This window comes from Rhizohabitans arisaemae, from assembly GCF_025996515.1.
In the GTDB taxonomy this organism is placed as follows: Bacteria; Actinomycetota; Actinomycetes; order Streptosporangiales; family Streptosporangiaceae; genus Rhizohabitans; species Rhizohabitans arisaemae.
The window spans coordinates 813,248-838,368 of sequence record NZ_BLRH01000060.1; the positions used below are offsets into that span (position 1 = coordinate 813,248).

The following is a 25,121-nucleotide window of genomic DNA, read 5'->3' on the forward strand; positions in this document are numbered from 1 at the left end:
CACGTGAGACGGGGCGCGGCGCAGGCGCGTGGAGGGACACACATGAGTTCTGCCCGGGTGGGCGTCATCACCTTTCCCGGCTCCCTTGACGATCGAGACGCCGCACGGGCCGTGGGGCTCGCCGGGGCGGTTCCCGTGCCGCTCTGGCACGACGACCACGATCTCAAGGCCGTCGACGCGGTAGTCCTGCCGGGAGGCTTCTCCTACGGCGACTACCTCCGCGGCGGCGCCATCGCCCGGTTCGCCCCGGTGATGACGGAGTTGATCCCCGCGGCCCGGGCCGGGCTTCCCGTGCTCGGCATCTGCAACGGCTTTCAAATTCTGTGCGAAGCCCACCTGCTGCCCGGCGCCCTGCCGCGAAACGGCACCCTGCACTTCGTCTGCCGGGACCAGCGCATGCGAATTGAGAACAACTCCACGGCGTGGACGAGCGATTACGCCAAAGACCAGGAAGTCGTCATCCCCATCAAGCACGGGGAGGGTCGCTACGTGGCGGACGCGGCGACGCTGGACGCCTTGGAACGCGGTGGACTCGTGGTCGCCCGATACCTCGGCGAGAATCCGAACGGCGCGATGAACGACATCGCCGGAATCTCCAACGAAGCCGGGAACATCGTCGGTTTGATGCCCCATCCGGAACACGCGGTCGAGGAACTGATCGGCGCTCCCGGTACGGACGGACTCGGTTTCTTCACCTCGATTCTGAAAAAACTCGTCAACGCATGAACGCCCGCCCGGGAAGGACAGAAGGAACGCGATCGTGAGCACGGACTCCGTCAAGCGCGCCGAACAGACCCCTGACGAGCCTCAGCCGTACGCCGAGCTCGGTATGAAGCAGGACGAGTACCTGCGCGTCCGCGAGATCCTGGGGCGCCGCCCGACCAGCAGCGAGCTCGCCATCTACAGCGTGATGTGGAGCGAGCACTGCTCGTACAAGTCCTCCAAGGTCCACCTGAGGCAGTTCGCGGCGAAGGCCCCCGCCTCCGACGCGCTCCTGGTCGGCATGGGGGAGAACGCCGGCGTGGTCGAGGTGGGCGACGGGTGGGCGGTCACCTTCAAGATCGAATCCCACAACCACCCCTCCTACGTGGAGCCGCACCAGGGTGCGGCCACCGGCGTCGGCGGGATCGTGCGCGACATCATGTCGATGGGCGCCCGGCCGGTCGCCGTCATGGACACCCTGCGGTTCGGCCCGGCGGATGCGCCCGACACCCGGCGGGTGCTCCCCGGCGTGGTGGGCGGGATCGGTTTCTACGGCAACTGCCTGGGCCTGCCCAACATCGGCGGCGAGGTCGTCTTCGACGACTGCTACATCGGAAACCCCCTGGTCAACGCCCTCTGCGTCGGGGTCCTGCGCAAGGACCAGATCAAGCTCGCCACCGCCCCCGGGCCGGGCAACCAGGTGATCCTGTTCGGCGCCAGGACCGGCCCCGACGGCATCGGCGGGGCCTCGGTGCTCGCCTCGGCGACCTTCGACGAGGAGTCGGCGGCCAAGCGCCCCAGCGTCCAGGTCGGCGACCCCTTCATGGAGAAGCTGCTGATCGAGTGCTGCCTGGAGCTGTTCGCCGCCGACGTGGTCGTCGGCATCCAGGACCTGGGCGCGGCCGGCGTCTCCTGCGCCACCACGGAGCTGGCCGCCAAGGGCACCGGCGGGATGACGGTACGGCTGGACGCGGTCCCGCTCCGGGACGAGACGCTGCGTCCCGAGGAAATCCTCATGAGCGAGTCCCAGGAGCGCATGATGGCGGTGGTCACCCCGGCCAACGTCGCGGCGTTCATGGAGATCTGCCGGAAGTGGGACGTCCCGGCGACCGTGATCGGCGAGGTCACCGACGTCACGCCCGAGGAGGCCGCCCGGGGTGGGCGCCTGATCATGACCTGGCACGGCGAGACCATCGTGGACCTGCCGCCGCGCACCGCCGCCGACGAGGGCCCGGTCTACGACCGCCCGTTCAGCGAGCCGCTCACCCAGGCCGCGCTCAACGAGGACGCCCCGGACCGGCTGGCCCGGCCGACGGACCTGCGCGCCGCCCTGCTGCAGCTGCTGGGGGCGCCGAACATCGCCTCCAAGGAATGGGTGACCTCCCAGTACGACAGGTATGTCCGGGGCAACACCGTGCTCGCCACCCCTGCGGATTCCGGCATGATCCGCATTGCGGACGTGGTCCCGGGGCTCCCGGGAGACGGGCCGGGCCCGGACGGGGTGACGACCCGCGGCATCGCGCTGGCCACCGACGGGAACGGCAGGTACGCCCGGCTCGACCCGTACGCCGGGGCGCAGCTCGCCCTGGCCGAGGCCTACCGCAACGTCGCGACGGGCGGCGCCCGGCCGCTCGCGGTCACCAACTGCCTCAACTTCGGCTCCCCCGAGGACCCCGAGGTCATGTGGCAGTTCGCCGAAGCGGTCCGCGGCCTGGCCGACGCGTGCAAGACGCTCGGGGTCCCGGTCACCGGCGGGAACGTGAGCTTCTACAACCAGACCGGCTCGACCGCGATCAACCCGACCCCGGTGGTGGGGGTGCTCGGCGTGATCGACGACGTGTCGCATCGGGTCCGGCCGGGGTTCACCGAGCCGGGGGCCCGGGTGGTCCTGCTCGGGGAGACCGACGCGGAGTTCGGCGGCTCGGAGTGGGCGCACGTCGCGCACGGGCACCTCGGCGGCCTCCCGCCGGCGGTGCGCCTGGAGTCCGAGCGCCTGCTCGCCGAGGTCTTGGTGGAGGCCGCCGCCTCCGGCCTGCTCAGCGGGTCGCACGACCTCTCCGACGGGGGACTCGGGGTCGCCCTCGCCGAAGCGTGCCTGATCGGCGGGTACGGCTGCCGCGTGATCCTGCCGGGGACGGCGGACGCGTTCACCGAGTTGTTCAGCGAGTCCACCGCCAGAGCCCTGGTTGCGGTGCGCCCTGGCTCCTGGGACCGTTTCGCCGAGCTCTGCGCCAAGCGCGGTGTTCCGGCCTGCGCGCTGGGCGAGACGGGTGGCGAGAGCCTGGTGGTGGAGGAGGTGCTGGAGATCCCGCTGACGGAGCTCCGTACCACCTACGAAGGAACCCTTCCGGCAATCTTCGCCTAAAGGACAGGAATTGCCATAAAGGACAGGCGTGTGGTCGGCGCCTGTCCTTTATGGTATTCAGGCAGTGAGCCTGATCAAATTTCCAGCAATAAACAGATTTATCCAGCTAATTTAATCGCGCGACGATTTCCTCGATAAACGAGACGAGATCCCGAGGGGAGTCGATCGTGAAGTCGGCCGCCTCCGCAACCGCCGCACCGGTCTCCTCGTTCGCCACCGCCACCCGGACCCCGATGAATTCCGGATTCTCCGCCTCCATCTCCATCAGGGTCCGGAAAGCGAGAATATCGGCGACGTCGTCCCCGAAAAACCACGCCGCGGCGAGACCGGAGACCTCCTCCCGGAGAACGGTCCCCTTATGCCGGTCGACCGGCGGCTTGAGCTCGACCACCATCCGCCCGGTCTGGCTGCCGAGCCCCAGGCTCGACGCCTTCTGCCGCGCCCAGCGCTCCACCGTCCCCCGCAGCTCGGGGGCGGTGCGATAGTGCAGCGCCACCGAGAGTCGCTTGTCCTCCACCTTGACCGTGTCGGGGAGCTCGGCCAGCGCGTCCCGGACGAGCTCCTCCATCGCCGGGATCCAGGAGACCGCCTCGGCGTTCATGGTGATCTCGCCGCCGACCACGGCGTGTTCCAGGCCGTACAGGCCGTACAGCGCCAGCCCCGGCACCTCGCCGACCCTGGTGAGCAGGAACTCCACCTGCCGGGCGGAGACGATGCCCACCCGCGGGCTGCGTTCGGCCAGCTGCGCCAGCGCGTTCAGGACACCCGGGACCGGCTGCGAGGTGGCCGGATCGTTCTGGATCGGGGAGAGCACCCCGTCGAAGTCGAAGAAGAAGCCACTCTCGGCCCCCCGCGAGGCGGCGATCCGAAGGGCCTCCTCGCGGCTCAGCCGGGCTCGCCCCGGACGCCGCGGTTCCACAGGACTCATGTCGGCACCGTACCCCGAGGCGTGCCGCCCACCGCTTCTGGGGCTCCTGCCCGTTCCTTGCCGTACATCCCGGGTCGTCGAAGGCGAAAGAACCGGCAGCCACAGCCCGTACGCCGCCCCGTGATCGTTGCGCTCTACGCACCCTCCAGGGCGCAGACACCACAACGATCACCAGACACCGACCACAGCCATAGGCGCAACCCGTACATCCCCAGATGATCGTTGTGGTGTGGACCCCCAACAGGGTGCGGACAGCGCAACGATCACTCGGTATCGGGCTGGGGACTCCGCTCCTAGCAGAACGGACCCTTCCACTGGGACATGCACAACACAGGTCGGAACGGACACCCGGCAGGGCGATAATCGCTGGTCTGGGCACCCGTGGAACGCGATACTCGAAGGGAACCTCTGCGCCACAAGCCGAAACCCGGAGGTCAGTGTGGCCAACCCGGACATCGCCGATGCGGGAGGGAACACCAGACCCATCCGAAGGCCGGAGCCCGACGACCTCCACGTGGCGGGGACGGCCCCGCGTGAGCCGTACCCGCCCTCGACGACGACCCCGATCCGGGCGATCGTCTGGCTCCTGCACCTGTCGCTGCCGCTGCTCGGACTCTGGCTGCTGATCTCCCGGCCGGAGCTGGACGCCCGGTGGCTGCACCCGCCGAGCCACTTCTGGTTGATCAACGCGGTCGCCCTGCTCAACGTCGTGCTCGGCTACGCCGTCGGCGAGGCGGCCCGGCGGCGCCGGGACGCCCGTCTCTTCCTGGTCTCCCTCACCTTCCTGGTCAGCTCCGGCTTCTTCCTGCTGCACGGGCTGGCCACCCCGGGCATCCTTATCTCCACCCCCAACCTGGGGTTCGACCTCGCCCAGCCGGTCGGGCTCGCCGTGGCCGCAGTCCTCGCCGTCGCCTCCTCGCTCCGCCTGGGCCGGGTGGACTTCGCCAAACTCGTCTGGATCCGCCGGACCTGCGGCCTCCTCCTGGTCGGCTGGGGGATCGCCGCCCTCCCCGGGATCTCCCCGCTGGGCACCGCCGGAGACGCCCCGCTCACCTGGCTCGGCCTGCTCACCGTGCCGCTCTACGCCGTGGCCGCCTTCCGGCTCCTGCTGGTGCACCGGCGACGCCCCGCGGCGATGCTGATCAGCCTGATCACCGCCTATGCCCTCCTCGCCGAAACCATGATCGCCGGGGTTCTCGCCCGGAACTGGCATCTGTCCTGGTGGGAATGGCACCTGCTGCTGCTGTTCGCCTTCGGTTTCGTGGGGTACAGCGCCTTCATCCAGTTCCGCCGGGAGGGCTCGGGAGCCGGGATCTTCGACGCGGTGACCCTGTCCGCCACCCACCGCCGGATCCGGCAGGAGTACGCCGCCGCGCTGGAGGAGGTCGTGGACCACCTGCGGCGCCGCCCGGAACCGGGGCCGCCCGTCGCCCCCCGGCTGGCCGGTCGCTTCGGCCTCACCGAAGGCCAGGCCGCGGTCCTCGACCGCGCCGGCGAGGCCCTCGCCGCCGAACGCGAGCTCTCCGAGCGCCTCTCCGCGCTGGTCGAGGTCGGCTGGCGGGCCAGGGTCGGGCTCAGCCCCGAGGAGTTCCTCGCCGAGGCGGTGACCAGGACACGGCAGGCGTACGGGGACGTCCGGGTCTCTCTGGTGCACCAGGGGAGGGTGAAGACGACGAACGGGACGTACGGCCTGAGCGAGCTCTCCGGTGTCCAGGTGCGCGGCGGCGTCGAACTCCACCCCCTCACCGTCAAAGGCGAGCCGGCCGGGGTCCTCGAAGTCCCGGTGGGCGGCACCCGGCAGGACCAGGCCCTCGCCGTGCTGCTCGCCGGGCAGCTCTCCATCGCCTTGGAGAACGCCCGGCTCTACCAGGAGCTCACCACGCTCTTCCGCCGGTACATGTCCCCCGACGTGGCCGCCGCCCTCCTCGCCGACCCCGAACAGGCGGCGCTCGGCGGCGGGCTGGTGGAGGTGACGGCGCTCTTCGCCGACCTGCGCGGCTTCACCACCTTCTCCGAACGGGTCTCCCCCGCCGAGATCGTGGAGATGCTCAACCGCTACCACACCGCCGCCGTCCCCTGCATCCTCGGCAACGGCGGAACGATCGTGCAGTTCGTCGGGGACGCCCTCCTCGCCCTCTTCAACGCCCCGGCCAGACAGCACGGGCACGCGCTGCGGGCCGCCCGCGCCGGTCTGGCGATGCAGCGGGCCACCGCGGAGATCGCCGCCGAGCGGCCCGACTACCCCCGCTTCCGCATCGGCGTCAACACCGGCCCCGCCCTCGTCGGCAACATCGGCAGCCCCGAGCTCCGCGGTTTCAACGCCATGGGTGACGCGGTCAACGTGGCGGCGCGCCTGCAGGCCTTGGCCGAGCCGGGCACCGTCGTCATCGGCGCGTCCACCTACGCGGGACTGGGCGCGGCATCGGTCACCCCACTGGGACGGCTCACCCTGAAAGGCAAGGAACATCCGGTCCACGCCTACGTCCTGGAGGCACTGCCATGACCGTTCCCGAACCGGAGGGCTTCCTCGCCCAGCTCACCCCCGACGAGCTCGCCGACCTGCACCGGCTTGGACGTCGGCGGCGCTGGGAGCGCGGCGAGACCCTCATCCGGGAGGGCGACGCCGCGGATTCGGTGCTGATCCTCACGGAAGGCCGGGTGAAGGTCTGCTCCCTCACCGAGAGCGGCGTCGAGGTGATCCTGGCGATCCGCGGACCGGGCTCGCTGCTCGGCGAGTTCTCCGCGATCGACGGTGAGCCGAGGTCGGCGGACGTCGCCGCGCTGGAGCCCGCCTCCGGCCTCGTCGTTCCCGTCGCCGCCTTCGCCGGCTACCTGCAGAACCGCGGCCGGGTCACCCTGCTGCTCCTGCGGCTCGTGGTGGCCCGGATGCGCGACGCCGACCGCAAGAGGATCGAGTTCGGCGCCACCGACGCGACCGGCCGGGTCGCCACCCGATTGGTGGAGCTGGCGGAACGGTTCGGCGAACGCGTGCCCGCCGGATTGCGGATCTCCTTGCCGATCTCCCAGGACGAGCTGGCGGGCTGGGTCGGCGCCTCCCGGGAAGCGGTGAGCAAGGCGCTCCGATCCCTTCGCGACCGCGGCCTGATCGAAACCGGCCGCAGACGCGTGATCATCCGCGACCTGGACAGGTTGCGTTCCCGCGCCCGCTGAACCGTGCGCGCATCCGCGATCAGAGCTTGGGGATGGTGTTCACGATGTGCCGGGCGATGGCCATGCTGGAGGTGGCGCCGGGTGAGGGGGCGTTGCGGATCAGCGTGATCTTCCCGTGTACGTCGATGGCGAAGTCGTCGAGGAGACGTCCACCGCGGTCGACGGCCTGTGCCCGTACCCCGCCGGTGGTCCGGACCAGGTCGGCGGATTGGAGCGCGGGGACGTAGCGGCGGGCGGCGGCCAGGAAGGCGCGCTTCATCAGCGACCCGTACACCTCGTGGATCCCGGTCTTCCAGTGCTGTCGCGCCAGGCGCCAGGTACCGGGGAAACCGAGGATCTCCCGGAGGTCACCGGGCCGGATGACCCCCCAGCGGTACCCCTCCCGGGCGAGCGCCATCACCGCGTTGGGCCCCACGAGGACCTCGTCGTCGATCCTGCGGGTGAGGTGAACGCCGAGGAACGGGTACCTCGGGTCGGGGACCGGGTAGATCAGGCCCTTGACGTAGTCCTTCGCGAACTCGGTCAGCCGGTAGTACTCCCCGCGGAACGGGATGATCCTCAGCTCTCCCTGACGTCCGGTGAGCCGGGCCACCTCGTCGCTGCCGAGCCCGGCGCAGGAGATCACCCCGTCGAAGGCGAACCGGCGCGTCCCGGCGATCAACTCGGCGCCGGAGACGGTCTCCCGCATCGCCCGTACCGGATGGCCCAGCAGCACCCGGCCGCCCCCGGCCACCACCTCCTCGGCGAAGCTCCGGGCGACGGCGGCGAAGTCGGTGATCGCGGTGTGGGGCGAGTGGACGGCCGCCACCCCGATCGCGTGCGGCTCGACGTCCCGCAGGCTGACCGCGTCGAGTTCGACGATGCCGGGGACGCCGTTGGCGCGGGCCCGCTCGGCGATGCGGCGCAGCCCGCCGCGCTCGGCGGAGCGCGAGGCGATCACCAGCTTGCCCACCTCGTCGTACGGCAGCGCGTGCTCGGCGCAGTATTCGCGCAGCATCCCGACGCCCTCGCGGCACAGCCGGGCCTTGAGGGAGCCGGGCTCGTAGTAGATGCCCGCGTGCACGACCCCGCTGTTGTGGCCGGTCTGGTGGGCGGCGATGTCGCCTTCCTTCTCCAGCACGGTCACCTCGGCGCCGTGGACCAGGGTGAGCTCCCTGGCGACCGCCAGGCCCAGGATGCCCGCCCCGATGACCCCGATCCGGCGCGTGGTCATGCCGGTCCGGCTTTCCCGGTACGGCGCCGCGACGGACCTCGCCCCGAGGGGGGACCCGATGGCCCGGCGAACCCGCAGCCTCGGGTCACGAATTCACGCATTCCACGAAATTAGCGCCCTCCGCAACCGCTGACAAAGCGAGCCCGCCAACTAACTCCTTTCCGCTGCCTTACGTTCGGCGCCTCCCCCCGCAACCGCCGGGCACGACCTAAGCGGTCAGGGATCGATCACCCACTCACCTGTCTGAGAGGCGAAACCACCGTTCAGCTCGAACTGGAACTTCGTTGGCTTCGCGTTCTCCGGAAACTCAAAGACGATCAGACCCCGTCTACTGTCACCCGGGCTGACCGTGATCGACGGCAAGGACTGTCCCTCGGTGACATCGGCATAGGTCGGCTGGTACTGCTGACCACGCTCATCAATCAGATCGGCCCCCAAACGGGGCAAGTCCGACAAGACAACCTGGCTGATGTTGTGCAGAACCAACTCCACCGCGACAAGCCGAAAGCCGGCCTTTGCCGCCATGAACTGGTTGTCGGTGGTGGCGCGCTGGATCACGCGTGTAAGAGTCACCGAAACCCGGAGATTCGGGTCACGACCTCTGAGGGTGAGAGCGGCACCGACTCTGGCGGGCTGAGGCTGCCGAGGCTGGGTTGACGGCCGGGTCGAAGGCTGCGGGGAAGGCTGGGCTGCCGGCGGCGGAGGCGGGTTCACGGTGGTGGCGGTGGAAAGAACCGGAACCGGAGCTGCGGGTACGGGATCGGAAGTCGAAACGACCGGAGCCGGAGCGACCGGCGCAGGATCGGAGGTCGATACGACCGGAGCCGGAGGGATGGGCGCAGGAAGCGCGGGGGCGGCCGGCGCCGCCAGATCCGGACTCGTCACCACCTCCTGATCACCGAAGCCCACCGCGGTGAAAAACGCCGCGCAGCTCATCAGCAGACCCAGCGGGAGTGCCACGGCAAGCAGCCAGAACGCGGTCCCCGGCACATATCGAGGCGGTGGCGGTGGTGGCGGCTGATAGCCATATGGGCCCGGATACTGGTCCGGGTACTGCTGAGGATGTGAATAGCCGTACCCAGCCGGATACTGCGGCTGCTGGTACGGGTCGTGCCCGTCGTACGGAGGCTGGCCCACTGGCTCTCTCGTCTCTGACTGACCGAACATGACGTCCCCGACGATGCACTGACGCCCCGCGTGATCTTCTGGTTGACCGATCGGACGTCACATTTCACCCGTGTGGACAACCTGGGTTGAGCCCAAGAACATCCGGCTGATTCCAGAGGGAAGGGATCGTCGGTGCCTCCTCCGTCGACTGACGGAACGAGCCGGCGGGCTGAGAGGATCAAGTGTGGACACGCTGCTCGGGATCGACATCGGGACCTCCGGGGCGAAGGGGGTTCTCACCACGGTCGACGGCGACATCCTCGCCCTCGTCCGGCACCCGCACGGGGTCAGCCGGCCGCAGCCGGGCTGGGCCGAGCAGGACGCCGAGGCGGTCTGGTGGGACGGCTTCCGCGCCGTCGCCGCCGAGCTGCTGCGCGAGGTGCCGGGGAGCCGGGTGGTCTCGGTCGCGGTGAGCGGGCTCGGACCGTGCGTACTCCCGGTCACCGCGGACGGGGTGCCGCTCCGGCCCGCGATCCTCTACGGCGTCGACACCCGGGCGGGCCGGGAGATCGCCGAGATCGTCCGGCGGTACGGGTCCGACGAGATCCTGCGCCGCTGCGGCTCGCCGCTGACCTCGCAGGCCGCGGGCCCCAAGCTCGCCTGGGTGCGGGGACACGAGCCGGAGGTGTGGCACCGGACGCGGCGGTTTCTGATGGCGGGATCGTTTCTCGTGCACAGGCTGACCGGTGAGTATGTACTCGACCACCATTCGGCCAGCCAGTGCACCCCGCTCTACGACACCCTGGACCACAGCTGGATCTCCGCGTGGGCCGAGGAGATCGCGCCGGGGATCGAGCTTCCCCGCCTCCTCTGGCCCACCGAGATAGCCGGATTTATCACGACTCGTGCGGCTGCGGAGACCGGGCTGCCCGCAGGAACGCCGGTGACCCCGGGGACCATCGACGCCTGGGCGGAGTCGGTGAGCGTGGGCGTCCGGGAACCCGGCGACGTCATGGTCATGTACGCCTCGACGATGTTCCTGCTGCAGATGCTGAGCCGCCGCCGTACCTCCCCGCACCTGTGGGGCACCGTCGGCGTCGAACCCGGCACCTACAACTTCGGCGCCGGCATGGCCACCTCGGGCGCGATCACCGACTGGCTGAGCGAACTCACCGGGACCGGCCACGCCACGCTGATCGAGGAGGCCCGGGGCGTCCCCCGTGGCGCGGAAGGCCTGCTGATGCTTCCGTACTTCGCCGGGGAACGCACCCCGCTCTTCGACCCCGACGCCCGCGGCACCCTGATCGGCCTCACCCTCCGGCACGGCCGCGCCCACCTGTACCGGGCCACCCTGGAGGCGACCGGGTACGGCCTCCGCCACAACCTGGAGACGATGCGGGCGGCCGGGGAGCGCGAACGCAGGCTCGTCGCCGTCGGCGGCGGCACCCGGGGCGGGCTCTGGCCGCAGATCGTCTCCGACGTCGCCGGGCTCCCCCAGCTGCTCCCCCGGCACACGATCGGAGCGGCGTACGGCGACGCGCTGCTCGCCGCCCGGGCCGTCGGCATCGCCTCCCCCGAGACCGTCTGGAACACCTACGAGGAGCAGATCACCCCGGACCCGGACGCCGCCGAACTCCACGAGGAGAACTACCGCCTCTACCGCCGCCTCCACGAAGCCACCGCCGACATAGCCCACACCCTCGCCCGCCGCCCCTGCTGAAACCGGCCGACCACACCCGACGGGCAAAGGCCCCGCGCAGCCCTCTCCCGCCACCCGGTGATCGTTGCGCCGTCCGCACCCCACCCGGGACGTACAGCGCAACGATCACCCCGGCCCCGAAGGGGCGGCAGAGGCCGGGCCTCGGGCACACCGCCGGGATCGACCCGGCACAGCCGTACCCCGCTCACGTGATCGTTGCGCCGTCCGCACCCCACCGAAGACGCACACCGCAACGATCATCCGGAGCGGGCCGGACTTCAAGGGCAGTCGAGAAGTCCGGTACCTGATGAAGCCGCGTACGCCGTTCACGTGATCCTTGCCATGTGTGCACCCCCGGAGGTGCGGACGGCACAACGATCACCCGGCGCCGGGCAAGTGGGGCTGCGCCGGGCCGATCCCGGCGGTCCGCGGTACCTAAAGATCATCTGGCTCGGCGGGCGAGGAGGCCGATCACGCCGATCGAGAAGGCGGCGACCAAGACCCAGAGCACCACGGGTACGGCGGAGAGGCCGCCGGTCGACGCCGCGGGCCCGGACGCCTCACCCGAGGAGCTCCGCCGAGTGGCGTCGGCCCTGCGGGACGGGGTGTCGGACGGCGTGACCGAGGACTCACGCGATCCGGCGAGGGGCTTCGGCAGCGCCTCGGCCGGGAGCGGAACCCGCCAGAGCGGGCTGTTCACGCCCTCGGATCCGACCAGTAGCGCACGCCCGTCGGCCGAGTAGGCGATCGACTCCGACTGTTTGAGACTCGGCATCGACACCTTGGCGACCTGCTTGTCCGGGGCGCTGTAGACCGACGCGGAGAAGTAGGTCCGGATGACGAAGGTCCGCCCGTCGCGGGCGTAGGCGGCGTCCGTGGCCATGAGCGGCGCCGAGCCGACCCGGCGCAGCACGTTCACCCGGTCGGTGCGGAGCTGGGACGGGGCGGCGTAGACGCCGCCGTTCCACTCCTTGCTCACCACGTAGAGGCGACCTGTGACCGGATGGACCATGATCCCCTCGGCGTCGCGCGGCCCGTCCTGGAAACGGAAGCGGAAACGGACCGCCCGGACGACCCCGCCGCGCAGCGCGGCCGGCTCCTCCACCCGGTAGACGGAGATGTTCTGCCAGGTCTTCAGGTTGTCGCCGATGTCGCCGAACCAGAGGTACGACCGTCCTGTCCGCGGATCCTTGGAAGCCGCCATCGCCTCCCAGTCACGTGCCGTCGCCCCGGCCACGGTGTAGCTCGCCCGGGTCCGCCCGTCGGGCCCGACCGCGAAGAACCGCGCCGACGCCGAGCTGTCGTTGTGGGTGTAGACGATGCCCGGGTGGCGGTTCGAGACGGCGAGGCCGCTCGATTCGGTGATCCGTGGATCCTTGAAGGTGAACAGGAGCCGGTCCCGTTCGGCGCGTGGCTTGTCGGCCAGCGCGACCCCCGGCGATCCGGCGACACCGAGCCCGATGACACCGAGCAGGACCAGAGCCGGCCCCACGACCCCCGATCGGTATCTCATGCGAACATCATGCCCTCATGTCCCAGCGGGTACGCCGACGACGCCCGCGGGCAGGCGTCCGGCACGCTCCGGTCAGCCGGAGACGAGGGTGCCGAACACCACGATGAGTACGAGCAACGCCAGCACGGTGGGGAGGAGCCAGCGACGGGGGCGATCCACAACACGAGCCTATCCGCTGTGGACGACTCACTTGTGTCGTGTACGCAGGTGGCATCAGTCACGCGGACCGACCAGGACCTTCTCCTCATCCCGCCCGTCGGCCTGGGCGCGCCGGCGCCGGATGTACCGCACCACCTCGACCACCGCGGTGATCGACAGGGCGATGCCGAGCCCGAGCAGCAGACCCTTGATCGGGTCGTGCTCGAAGGCCGCGCCGCCCACGTAGCCGATCAGGCCCGAGTAGACCGCCCAGGAGGCGCAGGCGAGGGCGTCGAAAAGGGCGAACCGGTGCCGCGGATAGGCGACCGCGCCCATGGTGAGGGTGCAGGCGGTCCGGCCGCCCGGAATGTAGCGCGCCACGACCAGCACCAGCCCACCACGCTCGGCGAGCGCCTGCTCCGCCCAGGCGAACACCTTCCCGGTGCGTTTCCCGTTGCGGAGCCGGTTGTTGGAGGTACGGCCGAGCGTGTAGGAGATGTGGTCGCCGGCGAAGGCGCCGAGCGCGGCCACCACGATGACGAGCGCCAGGTTCGGCGACCCGGTGGAGGCGGCGAACACCCCGGCGGTGATGACTGACGTCTCCGCGGGCACCACGGGGAAGAACCCGTCGAGCACCGACACCAGGAAGATCCCCAGGTAGATCCAGGGTGAGGACATCACATCCTGAAGGATGTCCAGAATGGCCTGCGTCACGGATGCCCCCCAGAATGCGGGGAACCACGTTTCCCCATGTCGGTGACCGCCGATCCGCCGGTGTCGTGTTCACCGGCGGATCGGCGCGTCATCCCCTGGGGTCTCCCAGGGCTTACCGTGCAGAGCTTAGGAATCGGGACACGGGCGCCACATCGTCCCATCGTCCAGACCAGGCTCATACTTTTGTCGCACCCAGTCCGATACCTGAGAGCCAGGGAAATGGCCGACGGTCCCAGGACGTCCGCGGCGCATCTCGGCGAAGCCCCTGGTCACCGCATGGACCGTCCGCCGCGGATGGAGCGTCCGGCTCCCCTTTCGGAGGGAGCCGCCCCGGGCCGTACCGATCGGCGATCATCGCGGGGCGCGCACGGCTCGGGGCCGTAGGCCGTACCGGAACGGGAAGGCCCTCGGGGGCCGATTCGACGGTGCGCACCGGCCGGTCGGGCAACGGCCCTGAGCCGTGCGCTGCGGAACCGGTGGGGTGGATGTCCGAAAGGTCACTCCCGGCGTGATTCGTCGCGCCGGGCATGTCGGCGGGCTCATGCCCCAATTCGGGCACTTGCGGGGGTTTAAATGCCTATTGAGGTGACTAATTATTCGATGAGCATTTGGGGGTAGGAGGTGCCAGATTTGCCTTGCCCGCCTATCTCTAACTTTGTCGCCCTCTCATTGGATTTACGTCTTTACAGTGGGCAACTGACGCGTTACAAAATAAGCGCAGGGATGAACTGGTTGATAAGACCGCTGACCAACTGTTCCGCATGCCGGCCGACGCCGGCCTTCGCTGAGCCCGCCCCCCTTGCGGGACTTCGACGCTGCGGCCGGGAGAGGTCGGCCCGATGCGCGTCGCCGCGATGTCACAGCGGCGAACCGACTGCCCGTGAGCGCCGCCGACCGGGGCGAATTATGCGTACTGTCCCCGATGTCGTGCTGCGCGTGCTCGATGTACGTGAGATCCACCGTCGCGGAGTGGATTAATCCTGCCCCGCGGCGGAATTCGGTCACCTACGGAACACCGGACGAAAGGGCATAACCGTTGAGCGCTGTCTACACCGATAAAAACTCCCAGCGCCTCACCGCCAGCTTTGGCTCCCATCTTTGGCATGAGGCCGACAGAATCTGGAACCTATGGGCCAATCCGCGCAAGCTTGAGCGCTGGTGGGTGCCGAACAACGGGGTGGTCGTGGAACGCCACGACCTCACCCCCGGCGGCAACGTCGCCTACACCGTGCACACTCCGGACGGGAAAGTGCGACGAGGCGCGTGGCGGGTCGTCTCGGCCGTCCACCAGAAGTCGCTCGTCTACATCGACGGCCACGCCAACGCGGAGGGCACGCTGGACACCAGCCTCCCGACCGTCACGTACTACCTGGACCTCGTGGTCATCTCCACCTCGGCCTCGTACCCCCAGAGCAGAGTGACCGTGCATGCGGTCTTCGACTCCGCGGCGCAGATGCAGAAGGCCCTGGACACGAACTACTACGAGAACCTGAGAAAGCTCGGCGAGCAGATGGTCAGTGTCCTCGTCTACGGCTGAGCCGCGTGCCTGTCGTCATCACCTCCCACGCGTGCCCCTCGCGACAGGAGTCCGGCCCACATAAGCCCAGTCTGACGAAAGGACCCCACCGATGAGCCTGACAAGCACCCAGGTCGACCCCGCTCGCCTCCTCCTCACCCTGACCGTCGACCTCAACGCCACCCCCGAGCAGGCCTGGCAGCTATGGGCGGACCCACGCAAACTGGCACGTTGGTTGATTCCGGCGCCCTTCACGGGAAGCGTGCAGCGGCATGAGTTGACCACCGCCGGCGACATCGTTTACTCCATGACCGCCCCGGGCGGGCAGTCCGGGCTCGCGCTGCTGCGTGTCATCCACGCCACCGCCCCCACGTCCCTCTCCTACATCGACGGCCTGGCCAACGCGGACGGCTCGCGGCTCGACGGCTTTCCGACCGCCACCATCGCCGTGCAGCTCACCGCGCGTGGTGGCGGCACCCGCATGGAGGTGCGCTCGATCTTCTACAACCGGCAGCACATGGACGATTTCATCAACGTCTACGGAACAGTCCACGCCTGGGAAATGGTGCTCAAAGGGATGGACGCGGCGCTGATCGCCTGACCCCCGCACCTCGCGTCCCATCCGGTGCCGCGGCGCATCTTCCACGTCGATGCGGAGAGGATCGCCGACCGATCCCAGCCACCCGGCCCCGGGGCAACCGCACGACGGTCGTGGCGACGGCCGTCGGGGCGGCCTGCCCCGGGTCCGCGCACGGCCTAGGTCAACGACAACGAAACCGTCGACGACATGGGGAGCCGCCGCGACGCTTTGCGGGGATCAAGCCCGTCGGCGACAGCAAGCCGCACCGGTGGCGCGGTGCGTCCGGTACGACCCAAGGTCCGCTCCGGCGCACGGGAGCCGATACCGCGGAACCAGCGGTCCCAGGGTGTCTAGGGCGTATCACGGCGAAACCGTCGGTCACCGGACCGAGTCGGCTCCCCTCAGGGGGAACCGCCCAGGAGTCACGCGGTGCGCGGGGCGGGCTCCTGCCCGGGGAGGCGCGCTGAACGCTTGGAGATCATCCGGGTGAGCAGCAGGGCGATGCCGACGCCGAGGAGGGAGGCGGCGCCGCCGAGGATCACACCGGCGCGGGCGCCGAACAGCTCGGACACCCAGCCGACGAGTGGGGAGCCGAGCGGGGTGCCGCCGGTGAAGACCAGGACGTACAGCCCCATCACCCGGCCGCGCATCTCCGGCGCGCTGCCCAGCTGGACGATGGCGTTGGCCGCGGTGTTGACCGTGAGCAGCGCCATACCGGTGGGGATCAGCAACAGCAGGAAGGACCAGAAGGTGGGCGCGAAACCGGTGACGATCTCCAGGACGCCGAACGCGGTCGCGGCCACGATGAGCATCCGCGGACTGGGCCGTACCCGGCGAGCGGCGAGCAGCGACCCGGCGAGCGCGCCGACCGCGAAGGCGCTGGAGGCGATCCCGAAGGTGTCGGCGCCGGAGCCGAAGACCTCCTTGGCCATCAGCGCCGTGGTCATCGAGAAGTTCATCCCGAAGGTCGCGACGAAGGCGACGAGCAGGATCGGCATGAGCAAGTCCGGCCGGTCCCGCACGTAGCGCAGGCCCGCGCGCAGCTGCCCCTTGGACCGCGGGACCGGATCCGGGGTGCGCAGCTCGGCGGGGCGGATCAGCCAGAGGCTGAGCAGCACCGCGGCGAACGACCCGGCGTTGAGGAGGAAGACCGGTCCCGTCCCGCCCAGCCAGTAGATCAGCATCCCGGCGAGCGCGGGGCCCACGACCCGGGCCAGGTTGAAGATCGAGCTGTTGAGGGCGATGGCGTTGGGGAGGTCCCGCCTGCCGACCATCTCCACCACGAAGGTCTGCCGGGCGGGGATGTCGACGACGGAGGCGAGCCCGAGCGCGAGGGCGAGCACGCACACGTGCCACACCTGTGCCACACCGGTGAGGGTGAGCACCGCGAGGATCAGGGCGAGGGTGCCCATCACCGACTGGGTGATGAACATCAGCCGCCGTTTGGGGTACCGGTCGGCAAGCACGCCGCCCCAGAGGCCGAAGAGCAGCATCGGGGTGAACTGGAGCGCGGTGGTGAGACCGAGCGCCACACCGCTGCCGCCGCTGAGTTCCAGGACGAGCCAGTCCTGGCCGACCCGCTGCATCCAGGTTCCGGCGTTGGAGACGACCTGACCGGAGGCGAAGAGCCGGTAGTTCCGGTTCCGCAGCGACCGGAAGATCCCTACATTTTGCTGAGCCGCTCCAGGATCGGCGCCGCCTGCCGGAGAATCGCCCGCTCCTCGCGGGTCAGCTCCTTCAGGCGTTGCGCCAGCCACGCCTCCCGGCCCCGCCGCTCCGCCTTCAGCAGCTCCTTGCCCTGATCGGTCAGCGTGAGGCTCACCTGCCGCCGGTCCCGGGGGTGCGGGCCGCGCTGGAGCAGGCCGAGCTCCTCGAGTGCCACGATCACGCGGGTCATCGAGGGCGGTTGCACCTTCTCCTGTTCGGCCAGTTCTCCAGGGGTGATACCGGAGTGACGGTCGACGGTGGCGAGGGTCGCGAGCTGGGTGGGGGTGAGCGCTCCGACCGCGGTCTGTTTCCGCAACCGGCGGGTTAGCCGGGCTAGGGACATGCGCAGGGCGGAGGCCAGTTCGGCGTCGGAGCGGGGGTTCGTGGGCATCGTTTGCATGACTCATTACCTAGGCTAACTATCTGCTGGCGGGGGTCTATTCCCGTTCTCGATGAAAATCAAACGACAAAGGCCCGGGCGGGGTGCCCGGGCCTTTGCCGACCGCCTAGAGACCCAGCAGCCCCTTGAACGGTTCGAGGGTGAAATAGATCACGAACAACGCCGCGACCAGCCACAACAGCGGATGGACGGTACGGGCTTTGCCGCGCAGCGCCTTGATCACCACATAGGAGACGAAGCCCGCGCCGATTCCCGCGGTGATCGAGTAGGTGAAGGGCATGAGCACGATCGTGAGGAACGCCGGGATCGCCGCCTCGTAGTCGGAGAAGTCGATCTCACGGATCTGGCTCATCATCAGGAAGCCCACGACCACCAGAGCGGGCGCCGCGGCCTCCGAGGGCACCATTTCGGTGAGCGGCGCGAAGAACATCGCGAGGAGGAAGAGCACACCGGTGACCACGCTGGCCAGACCGGTCCGAGCGCCCTCTCCGACGCCTGAGGCGGACTCGACGTAGGTCGTGTTCGAGGAGACCGACCCGGCGCCGCCCGCCGCGGCCGCGACCGAGTCCACGAGCAGGATCTCCCGCGTCCGGTCCATCGTGCCGTCCTTCTTCACCAGGCCGGCCTGCGAGCCCACCCCCACGATGGTGCCCATCGTGTCGAAGAAGTCGGCGAGCATCAGGGTGAACACCAGGAGCAGGGCGGCGACCACGCCGACCTTGCCCGCGTCGAAGGCCCCGAACAGACTGAACTGTCCCAGCAGCGAGAGGTCGGGCGAGTCGATCACGCTCTCCGGAAGCTTGGGCGCGTTCAGCCCCCAGCTGTCCGGGTTCTTGCCGTCCGGGGTCTTCACCCCCAGCTTGGCGATCGCTTCGACGACCACCGCGAGGATCGTGGTGCCGACGATGCCGATCAGGATGCCGCCCTTGACCTTGCGGGCGATCATGAAGACCGTGGCGAGCAGGCCGAGGACGAAGACGAGGGTGGGCCAGCCGGTGAGCGACCCGTTGCCGAGCTCACCCAGCTTGAGCGGCGGACCGGCGGCGCTCGGCCGGACGAACCCGGCCTGGACGAAGCCGATCAACGTGATGAACAACCCGATCCCCACGCTGATCGCCGTCTTCAGCTGAGGCGGGATCGCGTTGAAGACGGCGACCCGGAATCCGGTGATCACCAGGATTCCGATGACGATGCCCTCAAGGACGACCAGGCCCATCGCGTCTTCCCAGGACATCTGGCTCGCGATGCCGAAGGCGACGAAGGCGTTGAGACCGAGTCCGGCGGCCATGCCGAAGGGGACTCGTCCCACCAAACCCATGGCGATCGTCATGACTCCCGCGACGAACGCGGTGGCCGCCGCCACCAGCGGCAGGTTCGGTACGGCGCCGTCGCCGAGGTACTGCCCGGTCTTGTCGGCGACCGTGCCGATGATGATGGGGTTGAGGACGACGATGTAGGCCATCGTGAAGAACGTGGCGATTCCGCCCCGTACCTCTTGGGCCACTGTCGATCTCCGCTGGGAGATCATGAAGAACCGGTCTAGGCCGGAGCGTGGAGGGGTCTTGGTGTCACTCACCAGCACAGATTCCAAGAGAAGTTTGGCGAAGGAAAGAAGTCGTTATGAACCCGACATCCAGTTGACTGTCAGATTTTACACGATATGTCCGGATTGTTGGGTTTGGGGGGCAAGTCCGATGAGACCCCTTGGTCGGCACACGGCCCCGGCTTGCCGTCACTACGCTGAGAAGCGTGAAACAGCCACGTCTACCCGATCCACCGCCACTGAAGACCAACGACGTGCGCGCGATCACCGTGGGGATCGCCCTCTGGTCGGTCGCCCTCCTCGTCCTCCTCGCCGCGGACCTCGACCACACCCACCGCTGGTGGATCTGGACCTGCGCCACCGGCATCGCCCTCGGCTTCTTCGGACTCCTGTACGTCAGACGCCGCGATCGGAAAACCCCGAAAGCCTAGAGTGAACGCCCCCGGCGAGGCTGAGCCCTGCGAGCCCGCCCCGCCGGAGCCGCGGCGTCAGTGGTCCAGGTCGGCCTCGGCCAGCAGCGCGGAGGCACCGGCCGGGTCGCGCAGGAGCGCCGCGACGGGCAGGCGCATGTTCCAGCGCCCGCACGCCCAGGCCAGCCCCCTGGCCAAACCCTCGTCCCCGCAGGCGTGCACCACACCCTCCGCGAACCGCCACGGCACGGACACGTCGTCCACGAGCAGGGGCGAGTGCTCGACGTACTCCGCGGGAGCCTCGGGCAGCAGGAGCCGTACGACCTCCGGGACGGGCCGGGTGACACCGGAGGAGGAGATCTCCGCGGCCACCGCCTCCCCGGCGAGCGGGAGGTCCAGCATCTCCGACAGGGTCTCCGCGTGGTCGAACGAGGCGAGCACCAGTCCGTAGGCGTCGAGCAGCGGGAGCAGGTCGGGCGCCTCCACCACCACCGCGTCGGTGGCCGGGGCGACGATCACCTGGCCGTCGTGGACGCAGCGGACCAGAGTGGGCGGGGAGATCCGGGCCGGGTCGATCGCGGCCAGCGCCGTCCAGATCGCCCGGAGCTGATCCCGGGTCACGACCAGGGAGTCGTCGCCGAGGCGGTCCAGCAGTTCGGCCGGGCCGTCCACCTCGGCCAGCAGGTCGGCGAGGGAGGTGCGCACCCCGATCAGGCCGGCGAACCACTCCGGTATCCCCGTCGCCTCGCCGTACAGTCCCGCGAGGAGCGGGTCACCGGACGGCAGGCGGAGGGAGTCGGGGCGTCGGCCGTCCAGCACCGGGTGGTTGCGGAGCCACCACGCGGTGTAGGAGGGCACGTCGGGCTGGACCGGGGTGAGCGCGGCCCGCAGCGGCGGCTTGGCGAGGAGCTCCAGCGCGGCCGGCCAGTCCGCCACGTACTCCAGGTCGCGGACGGCGAGAAAGTCACGGCAGAGCGGCGGGTCGTCCTCCTTGAGGGTGATGGTCTCCAGCCACTCCTCTTCCAGGTCGAGATCGTGGTCGCAGTCGTGCGGATCGAGCAGGACGTCCTCGTCGCGGACGACCGCGAAGCCGTCGAGCACCCCGACCGCGACGAGCGCGTCCACGCCGTACCGCTCGACGTAGGAGGCGTCGACGAGCCCGAACGGGGCGTCCCGGTCGAGCAGCCCGTCGAGTTCGCCGCCGGGCAGCAGCAGCTCGCCGGCGGCCGTGGGCTCCCCGTCGGCGTCGGGCAGGGCCAGGTCGGCCAGCCAGGGCTCCTCGCCGGGGCGGAGCCCGGCCGCGGCCACCAGGGGAAGCACCGCCTCGGCGACCGGGTCCCCGGAGTCCAGGGAGCCCTCCACCTGGGCCCGGGTGATCGGGTTGACGAGGACGGTCCTCGGCGTGGCCTGGGCCGCGCCCAGCCGTTCCAGCAGCGGATGCGCCGCCTCGGGGTCGACGATGCGCAGGCCGAGCGGGGCCAGGGCCTCCGGGTCCACCCCGCCGGACTCGGCGGAGAGGATGAGGGCACCGCGCGGCCCGCGGACGACCCGGCCGTCGGTGAGCGGCACGGGTACCGCGGCGACCGCCTCGGGGTCCGCGCCCGCGAGGGCGTCGTACAGGGACCGCCACCACGACGCGGGCCGCCGCAGTCCGGCGATCAGGTCGATGACCTCGGAGAGTTCGGTACGGCTGACGCCGAGCCGGCCGAGTGCCGGGTCGCGGAACGGCCAGCCCCACGGCAGCAGCCCGGGGACGACCTCGCGGACGAGGCCGATCAGCTCGGGCGTGCCGTCCACCACGACCGCGTCGCGCCCGGCGAGGTCGCCGGGGAGCAGCCGGGCCTGCGGCAGCCTGGTGAGGATCTCCCGGCGGAGCGCCGCGTCGATCTCACCGGCGCCCAGGTGTCCCGGGACCAGCTTCAGCAGCCGGGGGGTGGACGGGAGCGCGGTCAGCGCGTCGACGTAGAGCACCGCCGCCTGTTCGATCAGGAAGTCGGTGAGCGGGCCCGGGGCGACCTGCCGGCGGTCGGGGGCGAGCGGCAGCGAGGCGATCAGCAACGCCGGGAGGCCGAGGGGCTCGCCGCTCGGGGTCGGGGCGTGCACGACGGGCGGCACGGCGGACGGCAGGGCCGTCGGGTCGCCGGCCTCGTCCACCGGGATCGCCCAGCGGATCTGCCAGCTCCGCCGCGCCCGCTCCTCGGTGGGGCGGTCGGCGAGCAGGTCCGCGGAGATCTCCCCCGAGGCCGTGAAGATCTGCCAGCGCCCGCGCTCGACGACGCGGCGCTCGCCGTCCACCTCGATCTCGACGTGCGCCAGGTCGGGGAGGGCGAGCAGCAGGCCGGGGCCGACCTCGGCGAGCATGCCGCGTACCGCGGCCTCGGCGGCCTCGTCCCGCAGCGGAAGCCGGACGATCGTGTCGAACCCCTCGGGGACCGCGACGGAGGCGGGGAACGGCAGCCGCAGGAGCGGGATGTGGCCCTCCCTGCGGGCCAGCTCCACGGCGAGTTCCGGCCGGGCCGCGACCAGTTCGGCCGCCTCGCTCCGGGACCAGCGAACCCCGTCGGCGGAGGCGATGGACGGTTCGTCGCTCACCGCGACCACGGCGGCGAATCCGACGCCGAATCGACCGACCGACGCCTCGTCCCGCTTGTCGGAGGCCCTCAGGGTGGAGAGCGCCTCGACTCCGGCCGCGTCCAGCTTGGCCCCGGTGTTGACGGCTTCAAGCACGCCGCCCGTGAGGGTGAATCTGATGTGGCCGGGCACACCGGCCCGGCGGGCCGCATCCGCGGCGTTCTGCGCGAGCTCGACGACGAGGCGGTGGCGGTAGCCACCCAGCGCGTAGTCCTCCTCGGCGTTCGCGTCCTCCCGGAAACGGGCGGGAGAGGCCGCCCACGAGGTGAGCACCCGCTCCCGAAGGTTAGAAGTGGCAAAAGGGTCAGGAATGTCCAAGAGGCTCAAATCCAGCGCCATCGACCGAACCGCCGGCGTCCTGGCTGACCAGGTCGTAGCCGAGGTCGTGGTCATCGAGAATGGGGGTCGTGTGTTCCGGGGTCGGCATGATCACCACCGCCTCGGAGTGCGCGCCGCAGCCGTGGTCGGCCGAGACCACCCGGCCGTCGTCCGGGGCGTACTCGTTGGCGCACACGCCGAAACCCAGCCGCAGGGATCCGGCGAGGGGCCAGTAGAAGCCGCAGGTCGAGCACTGCGCCGGAGCCGTCCGCGCGATCGGGGTGTGCGGGCCCGCCTCCCCGGCGTGCCAGCGCCGCACCGCGCGATCCCGGCCGATGGCCGAGAGCACCCGGGCCCGGCCGAGGCCGTACTCGAAGAACATCTGCTGATCGCCGTCTTCGGCGGTGTCGGTGAACCCCGGCGCCAGCCGATCGTCGTCGGCCGAGGTGGGCAGGAGATCGCCGACGCCCAGGTCGCCGGGGAGCAGCCGCTCGCTCCACGGCACCCACGCCGGAGCCAGCAGCGACCCGCCGCCCGGAAGGAGCACGCTCTCGCTCACCGTCACGTTCTTCGCCCGGGCGGCGCGGGTCACGGTGACGGCCCACCGCCAGCCCCGGTACGCGCGATCGGTACAGGCGAAGTAGTGGGTGACCACGCGATCGCCCTCACCGTCCAGGCCCAGGTGTTCCCCGACCTCGTTCGGCCAGGCCAGTTCCTCGGCCGAGGCGCGCGCGAGGTCGACGGCGGACGCGCACGCCTGATCGATGGGGATTGTGCGGGTACGAGTGCGGCTCACCTGTTAATTCTCACCTATCCCAACCGCTGCGCGCACCCAAGGCGCAAACTGTTCGGCCCTGGAGGTAAGACTAGGAGGCATGAGTGCGTGGGATCGGGTGAGAGCGGGGGCCGTCTCCACGATCCAAATCATAACAAGAATTGGCAGATCCACTGCTAACGCCAGCCGCTCCGCGGGGAAGACGACCGTCGGCGCCACCGTCAAGGTGGGACGGGCCACGCGGCGAGTCACCCATGCCGGCGGCGCGGGCCGCACCGGGCTGGGGCGGCTGATCGAGCTGACCGCGGTGCACAGCGCGGGTGACGCCCTGGTCACCCTGGCACTCGCGGGAACGCTCCTGTTCGGGCTGCCCGTGGACGAGGCCAGGGGGCAGGTGGCGCTCTACCTGCTGATCACCATGGCGCCGTTCGCGTTCGTCGCACCGTTCGTCGGTCCGGCGCTCGACCGGCTCAGGTCCGGTCGCCGGTTCGTCATGGCGGGCACCCTGATCGCCCGGGGTCTGCTCTGCTGGGGGATGGCCGCCGCCGTCCAGCACAACGACGTGGTGGCGCTGTTCCCCGCGGCGTTCGCCGTACTCGTCCTGTCCAAGGCGTTCAACGTCTCCCGGGCCGCGATCATGCCGAGCGTGCTGCCCGCCGAGATCCCGCTGGTCACCGCCAACTCCCGGGTGGGACTGGCGGCCCTGGTCGCCGCGGGGGTCGCGGCGCCGCTCTCCATCGGGCTCTCGGCCCTGATCGGGCCGGACTGGGTGCTGCGGATCGCGATGGCGGTCTTCATCGCCGCGGGCGTGTTCGCGGTACGGCTGCCGCGCCATGTGGACGCCCCCGACGCCGAGCCCCCGGCCCCGGACGGACGCGGGCGGTGGCGGACGATGCTCAACCTCGGGCCGGTCGTCGGCGAAGCCATGCGGGCCAACGCCGCACTCCGCGTCTTTTCCGGATTTTTGCTGCTATTCATGCTCTTTCTTGTTCAGGAGGGTCACCTCCCGGGGCTGGATCCCAAGATCACGCTGGCCCTGCTCGCCGCGGCGGCGGGACTCGGCGCCGTCTTCGGCACCGCGGTCGGCTCCTGGTTCCGCTCCCACGCCCCCCATGTGATCGTGCTGACCACGCTGGGCGCCGCGACCGTCGTCGCGACCGTCACCGGGCTCACGTTCGGCCTGGTGGCCGCGCTCATCGTCGCCCTCGCCGGAGCCGTCGCCCAGTCGCTGGCCAAGGTCGCGCTCGACGCGATCGTGCAACGAGAGATCATGGAAGAGGTCCGCTCGTCGACCTTCGGGGTCTCCGAGGCGCTGCTCCAGATCGCCTGGGTGTTCGGCGGGCTGCTCGGGCTCGGGCTCTCCCTCCTGCCCGACGGGACCCCCGGGCTGCTGACCATGGCCGTGGGGCTCGGCGGGACCCTGGTCCTGCTGCTCGTCCGGCGCGTGCGCCGTACCCGGGCCGGCGAACGCGAGCCGCGCCGCGGCCAGGCCGTGGCCGTACCCGACGTGGTGCCCGAGCCGCCGCAGGCCGTACCGGAACGGGAGAAGCCGACGGGACGGGAGCCTCGGCGGCACCCGGTGTCACCGGACGCGGTCACCGAACCCGGTCCGGTCGCCCCGGACCCCTCCCGTGACGGGCACACCCGGCCGCTCCCCAATCCCACCTGGGCGGGGAACGAGTGATCGGCGG

Annotated in this window: 19 protein-coding genes; 9 read left to right on the top strand and 10 right to left on the bottom strand. The window is 70.3% G+C overall.

Going from position 1 to position 25,121, the window contains the following annotated elements; all coding sequences use genetic code 11:
- The first annotated feature begins 42 nt into the window (after window positions 1-42).
- Entirely contained in the window at window positions 43-726 is a 684-nt protein-coding gene (purQ, locus tag RUR_RS32230) for a phosphoribosylformylglycinamidine synthase subunit PurQ (RefSeq protein ID WP_283139000.1), read from the top strand.
- A 103-nt stretch (window positions 727-829) separates the two neighbouring features.
- Window positions 830-3,067: a phosphoribosylformylglycinamidine synthase subunit PurL gene (gene purL / locus RUR_RS32235; protein ID WP_283139862.1), complete on the top strand. Its 2,238-nt coding sequence runs from the start codon at window positions 830-832 to the stop codon at window positions 3,065-3,067.
- 106 nt (window positions 3,068-3,173) lie between these two features.
- On the opposite strand, the gene otsB is transcribed toward purL, so the two are convergent.
- The gene (gene otsB / locus RUR_RS32240) at window positions 3,174-3,995 is read right to left on the bottom strand and encodes a trehalose-phosphatase (RefSeq protein WP_283139001.1); all 822 of its coding nucleotides are present in this window, start codon (window positions 3,993-3,995) and stop codon (window positions 3,174-3,176) included.
- A gap of 439 nt (window positions 3,996-4,434) precedes the next feature.
- On the opposite strand from otsB, the gene RUR_RS32245 reads away from it, so the two are divergent.
- Window positions 4,435-6,498 (top strand): adenylate/guanylate cyclase domain-containing protein, encoded by a 2,064-nt coding sequence (locus RUR_RS32245; protein WP_283139002.1) that lies wholly within the window; start codon window positions 4,435-4,437, stop codon window positions 6,496-6,498.
- Window positions 6,495-7,166: a Crp/Fnr family transcriptional regulator gene (locus RUR_RS32250; RefSeq protein ID WP_283139003.1), complete on the top strand. Its 672-nt coding sequence runs from the start codon at window positions 6,495-6,497 to the stop codon at window positions 7,164-7,166. The genes RUR_RS32245 and RUR_RS32250 overlap by 4 nt, the downstream gene beginning before the upstream one ends.
- A 19-nt stretch (window positions 7,167-7,185) precedes the next feature.
- On the opposite strand, the gene lhgO is transcribed toward RUR_RS32250, so the two are convergent.
- Together lhgO and RUR_RS32260 are read right to left on the bottom strand one after the other, a co-directional pair.
- Window positions 7,186-8,379, bottom strand: coding sequence for an L-2-hydroxyglutarate oxidase (gene lhgO, locus RUR_RS32255; RefSeq protein WP_283139004.1), 1,194 nt, complete (start codon window positions 8,377-8,379; stop codon window positions 7,186-7,188).
- 216 nt (window positions 8,380-8,595) lie between these two features.
- Window positions 8,596-9,546, bottom strand: a complete 951-nt coding sequence (locus RUR_RS32260) for a DUF4352 domain-containing protein (RefSeq protein ID WP_346349086.1) — start codon at window positions 9,544-9,546, stop codon at window positions 8,596-8,598.
- A 184-nt stretch (window positions 9,547-9,730) separates the two neighbouring features.
- Between RUR_RS32260 and RUR_RS32265 the strand changes: the two genes are divergently transcribed.
- Window positions 9,731-11,206 carry an FGGY-family carbohydrate kinase gene (locus RUR_RS32265; RefSeq protein WP_283139005.1) on the top strand — a complete coding sequence of 492 codons (1,476 nt, stop codon included), beginning with the start codon at window positions 9,731-9,733 and terminating at the stop codon, window positions 11,204-11,206.
- A 421-nt stretch (window positions 11,207-11,627) separates the two neighbouring features.
- Here the strand turns inward: RUR_RS32265 and RUR_RS32270 are convergent, their stop codons facing one another.
- Both RUR_RS32270 and RUR_RS32275 read right to left on the bottom strand, forming a co-directional pair.
- On the bottom strand, window positions 11,628-12,698 hold the full coding sequence (locus RUR_RS32270; protein ID WP_283139006.1) for a hypothetical protein: 1,071 nt from the start codon (window positions 12,696-12,698) through the stop codon (window positions 11,628-11,630).
- Window positions 12,699-12,911: 213 nt separating this feature from the next.
- Window positions 12,912-13,550: a DedA family protein gene (locus RUR_RS32275; protein ID WP_283139007.1), complete on the bottom strand. Its 639-nt coding sequence runs from the start codon at window positions 13,548-13,550 to the stop codon at window positions 12,912-12,914.
- A 1,036-nt stretch (window positions 13,551-14,586) separates the two neighbouring features.
- Between RUR_RS32275 and RUR_RS32280 the strand changes: the two genes are divergently transcribed.
- Together RUR_RS32280 and RUR_RS32285 are read left to right on the top strand one after the other, a co-directional pair.
- Window positions 14,587-15,087 carry an SRPBCC family protein gene (locus RUR_RS32280; RefSeq protein ID WP_283139008.1) on the top strand — a complete coding sequence of 167 codons (501 nt, stop codon included), beginning with the start codon at window positions 14,587-14,589 and terminating at the stop codon, window positions 15,085-15,087.
- Between the two features lie 91 nt (window positions 15,088-15,178).
- On the top strand, window positions 15,179-15,667 hold the full coding sequence (locus RUR_RS32285) for an SRPBCC family protein (RefSeq protein WP_283139009.1): 489 nt from the start codon (window positions 15,179-15,181) through the stop codon (window positions 15,665-15,667).
- A 401-nt stretch (window positions 15,668-16,068) separates the two neighbouring features.
- Here the strand turns inward: RUR_RS32285 and RUR_RS32290 are convergent, their stop codons facing one another.
- From RUR_RS32290 to RUR_RS32300, 3 genes are all read right to left on the bottom strand, one after another.
- Window positions 16,069-17,307 carry an MFS transporter gene (locus RUR_RS32290; RefSeq protein ID WP_283139864.1) on the bottom strand — a complete coding sequence of 413 codons (1,239 nt, stop codon included), beginning with the start codon at window positions 17,305-17,307 and terminating at the stop codon, window positions 16,069-16,071.
- A gap of 2 nt (window positions 17,308-17,309) precedes the next feature.
- The gene (locus RUR_RS32295) at window positions 17,310-17,753 is read right to left on the bottom strand and encodes a MarR family winged helix-turn-helix transcriptional regulator (protein ID WP_428847038.1); all 444 of its coding nucleotides are present in this window, start codon (window positions 17,751-17,753) and stop codon (window positions 17,310-17,312) included.
- A gap of 106 nt (window positions 17,754-17,859) precedes the next feature.
- A complete protein-coding gene (locus RUR_RS32300; RefSeq protein ID WP_283139865.1) occupies window positions 17,860-19,281 on the bottom strand; it encodes an NCS2 family permease in 1,422 nt (473 codons plus the stop codon).
- Between the two features lie 221 nt (window positions 19,282-19,502).
- Between RUR_RS32300 and RUR_RS32305 the strand changes: the two genes are divergently transcribed.
- A complete protein-coding gene (locus RUR_RS32305) occupies window positions 19,503-19,727 on the top strand; it encodes a DUF2530 domain-containing protein (RefSeq protein WP_283139011.1) in 225 nt (74 codons plus the stop codon).
- Window positions 19,728-19,784: 57 nt separating this feature from the next.
- On the opposite strand, the gene RUR_RS32310 is transcribed toward RUR_RS32305, so the two are convergent.
- Together RUR_RS32310 and RUR_RS32315 are read right to left on the bottom strand one after the other, a co-directional pair.
- On the bottom strand, window positions 19,785-22,610 hold the full coding sequence (locus RUR_RS32310; RefSeq protein ID WP_346349088.1) for a sacsin N-terminal ATP-binding-like domain-containing protein: 2,826 nt from the start codon (window positions 22,608-22,610) through the stop codon (window positions 19,785-19,787).
- A gap of 31 nt (window positions 22,611-22,641) precedes the next feature.
- Window positions 22,642-23,451, bottom strand: coding sequence for a DUF3027 domain-containing protein (locus tag RUR_RS32315; protein WP_283139013.1), 810 nt, complete (start codon window positions 23,449-23,451; stop codon window positions 22,642-22,644).
- A 205-nt stretch (window positions 23,452-23,656) separates the two neighbouring features.
- Here RUR_RS32315 and RUR_RS32320 point away from each other — a divergent pair, with 205 nt between their 5' ends.
- On the top strand, window positions 23,657-25,114 hold the full coding sequence (locus RUR_RS32320) for an MFS transporter (RefSeq protein WP_283139014.1): 1,458 nt from the start codon (window positions 23,657-23,659) through the stop codon (window positions 25,112-25,114).
- The last annotated feature ends 7 nt before the right edge of the window (window positions 25,115-25,121 follow it).

Excerpts from the sequence above, each read along its gene's own strand:
- RUR_RS32300 (WP_283139865.1), bottom strand. The coding sequence starts at position 19,281 with ATGATCTCCCAGCGGAGATCGACAGTGGCCCAAGAGGTACGGGGCGGA.
- RUR_RS32270 (WP_283139006.1), bottom strand. The coding sequence starts at position 12,698 with ATGAGATACCGATCGGGGGTCGTGGGGCCGGCTCTGGTCCTGCTCGGT.
- otsB (WP_283139001.1), bottom strand. The coding sequence starts at position 3,995 with ATGAGTCCTGTGGAACCGCGGCGTCCGGGGCGAGCCCGGCTGAGCCGC.
- RUR_RS32260 (WP_346349086.1), bottom strand. The coding sequence starts at position 9,546 with ATGTTCGGTCAGTCAGAGACGAGAGAGCCAGTGGGCCAGCCTCCGTAC.
- RUR_RS32295 (WP_428847038.1), bottom strand. The coding sequence starts at position 17,753 with ATGCAAACGATGCCCACGAACCCCCGCTCCGACGCCGAACTGGCCTCC.
- RUR_RS32250 (WP_283139003.1), top strand. The coding sequence starts at position 6,495 with ATGACCGTTCCCGAACCGGAGGGCTTCCTCGCCCAGCTCACCCCCGAC.
- purL (WP_283139862.1), top strand. The coding sequence starts at position 830 with ATGAAGCAGGACGAGTACCTGCGCGTCCGCGAGATCCTGGGGCGCCGC.
- lhgO (WP_283139004.1), bottom strand. The coding sequence starts at position 8,379 with ATGACCACGCGCCGGATCGGGGTCATCGGGGCGGGCATCCTGGGCCTG.
- purQ (WP_283139000.1), top strand. The coding sequence starts at position 43 with ATGAGTTCTGCCCGGGTGGGCGTCATCACCTTTCCCGGCTCCCTTGAC.
- RUR_RS32285 (WP_283139009.1), top strand. The coding sequence starts at position 15,179 with ATGAGCCTGACAAGCACCCAGGTCGACCCCGCTCGCCTCCTCCTCACC.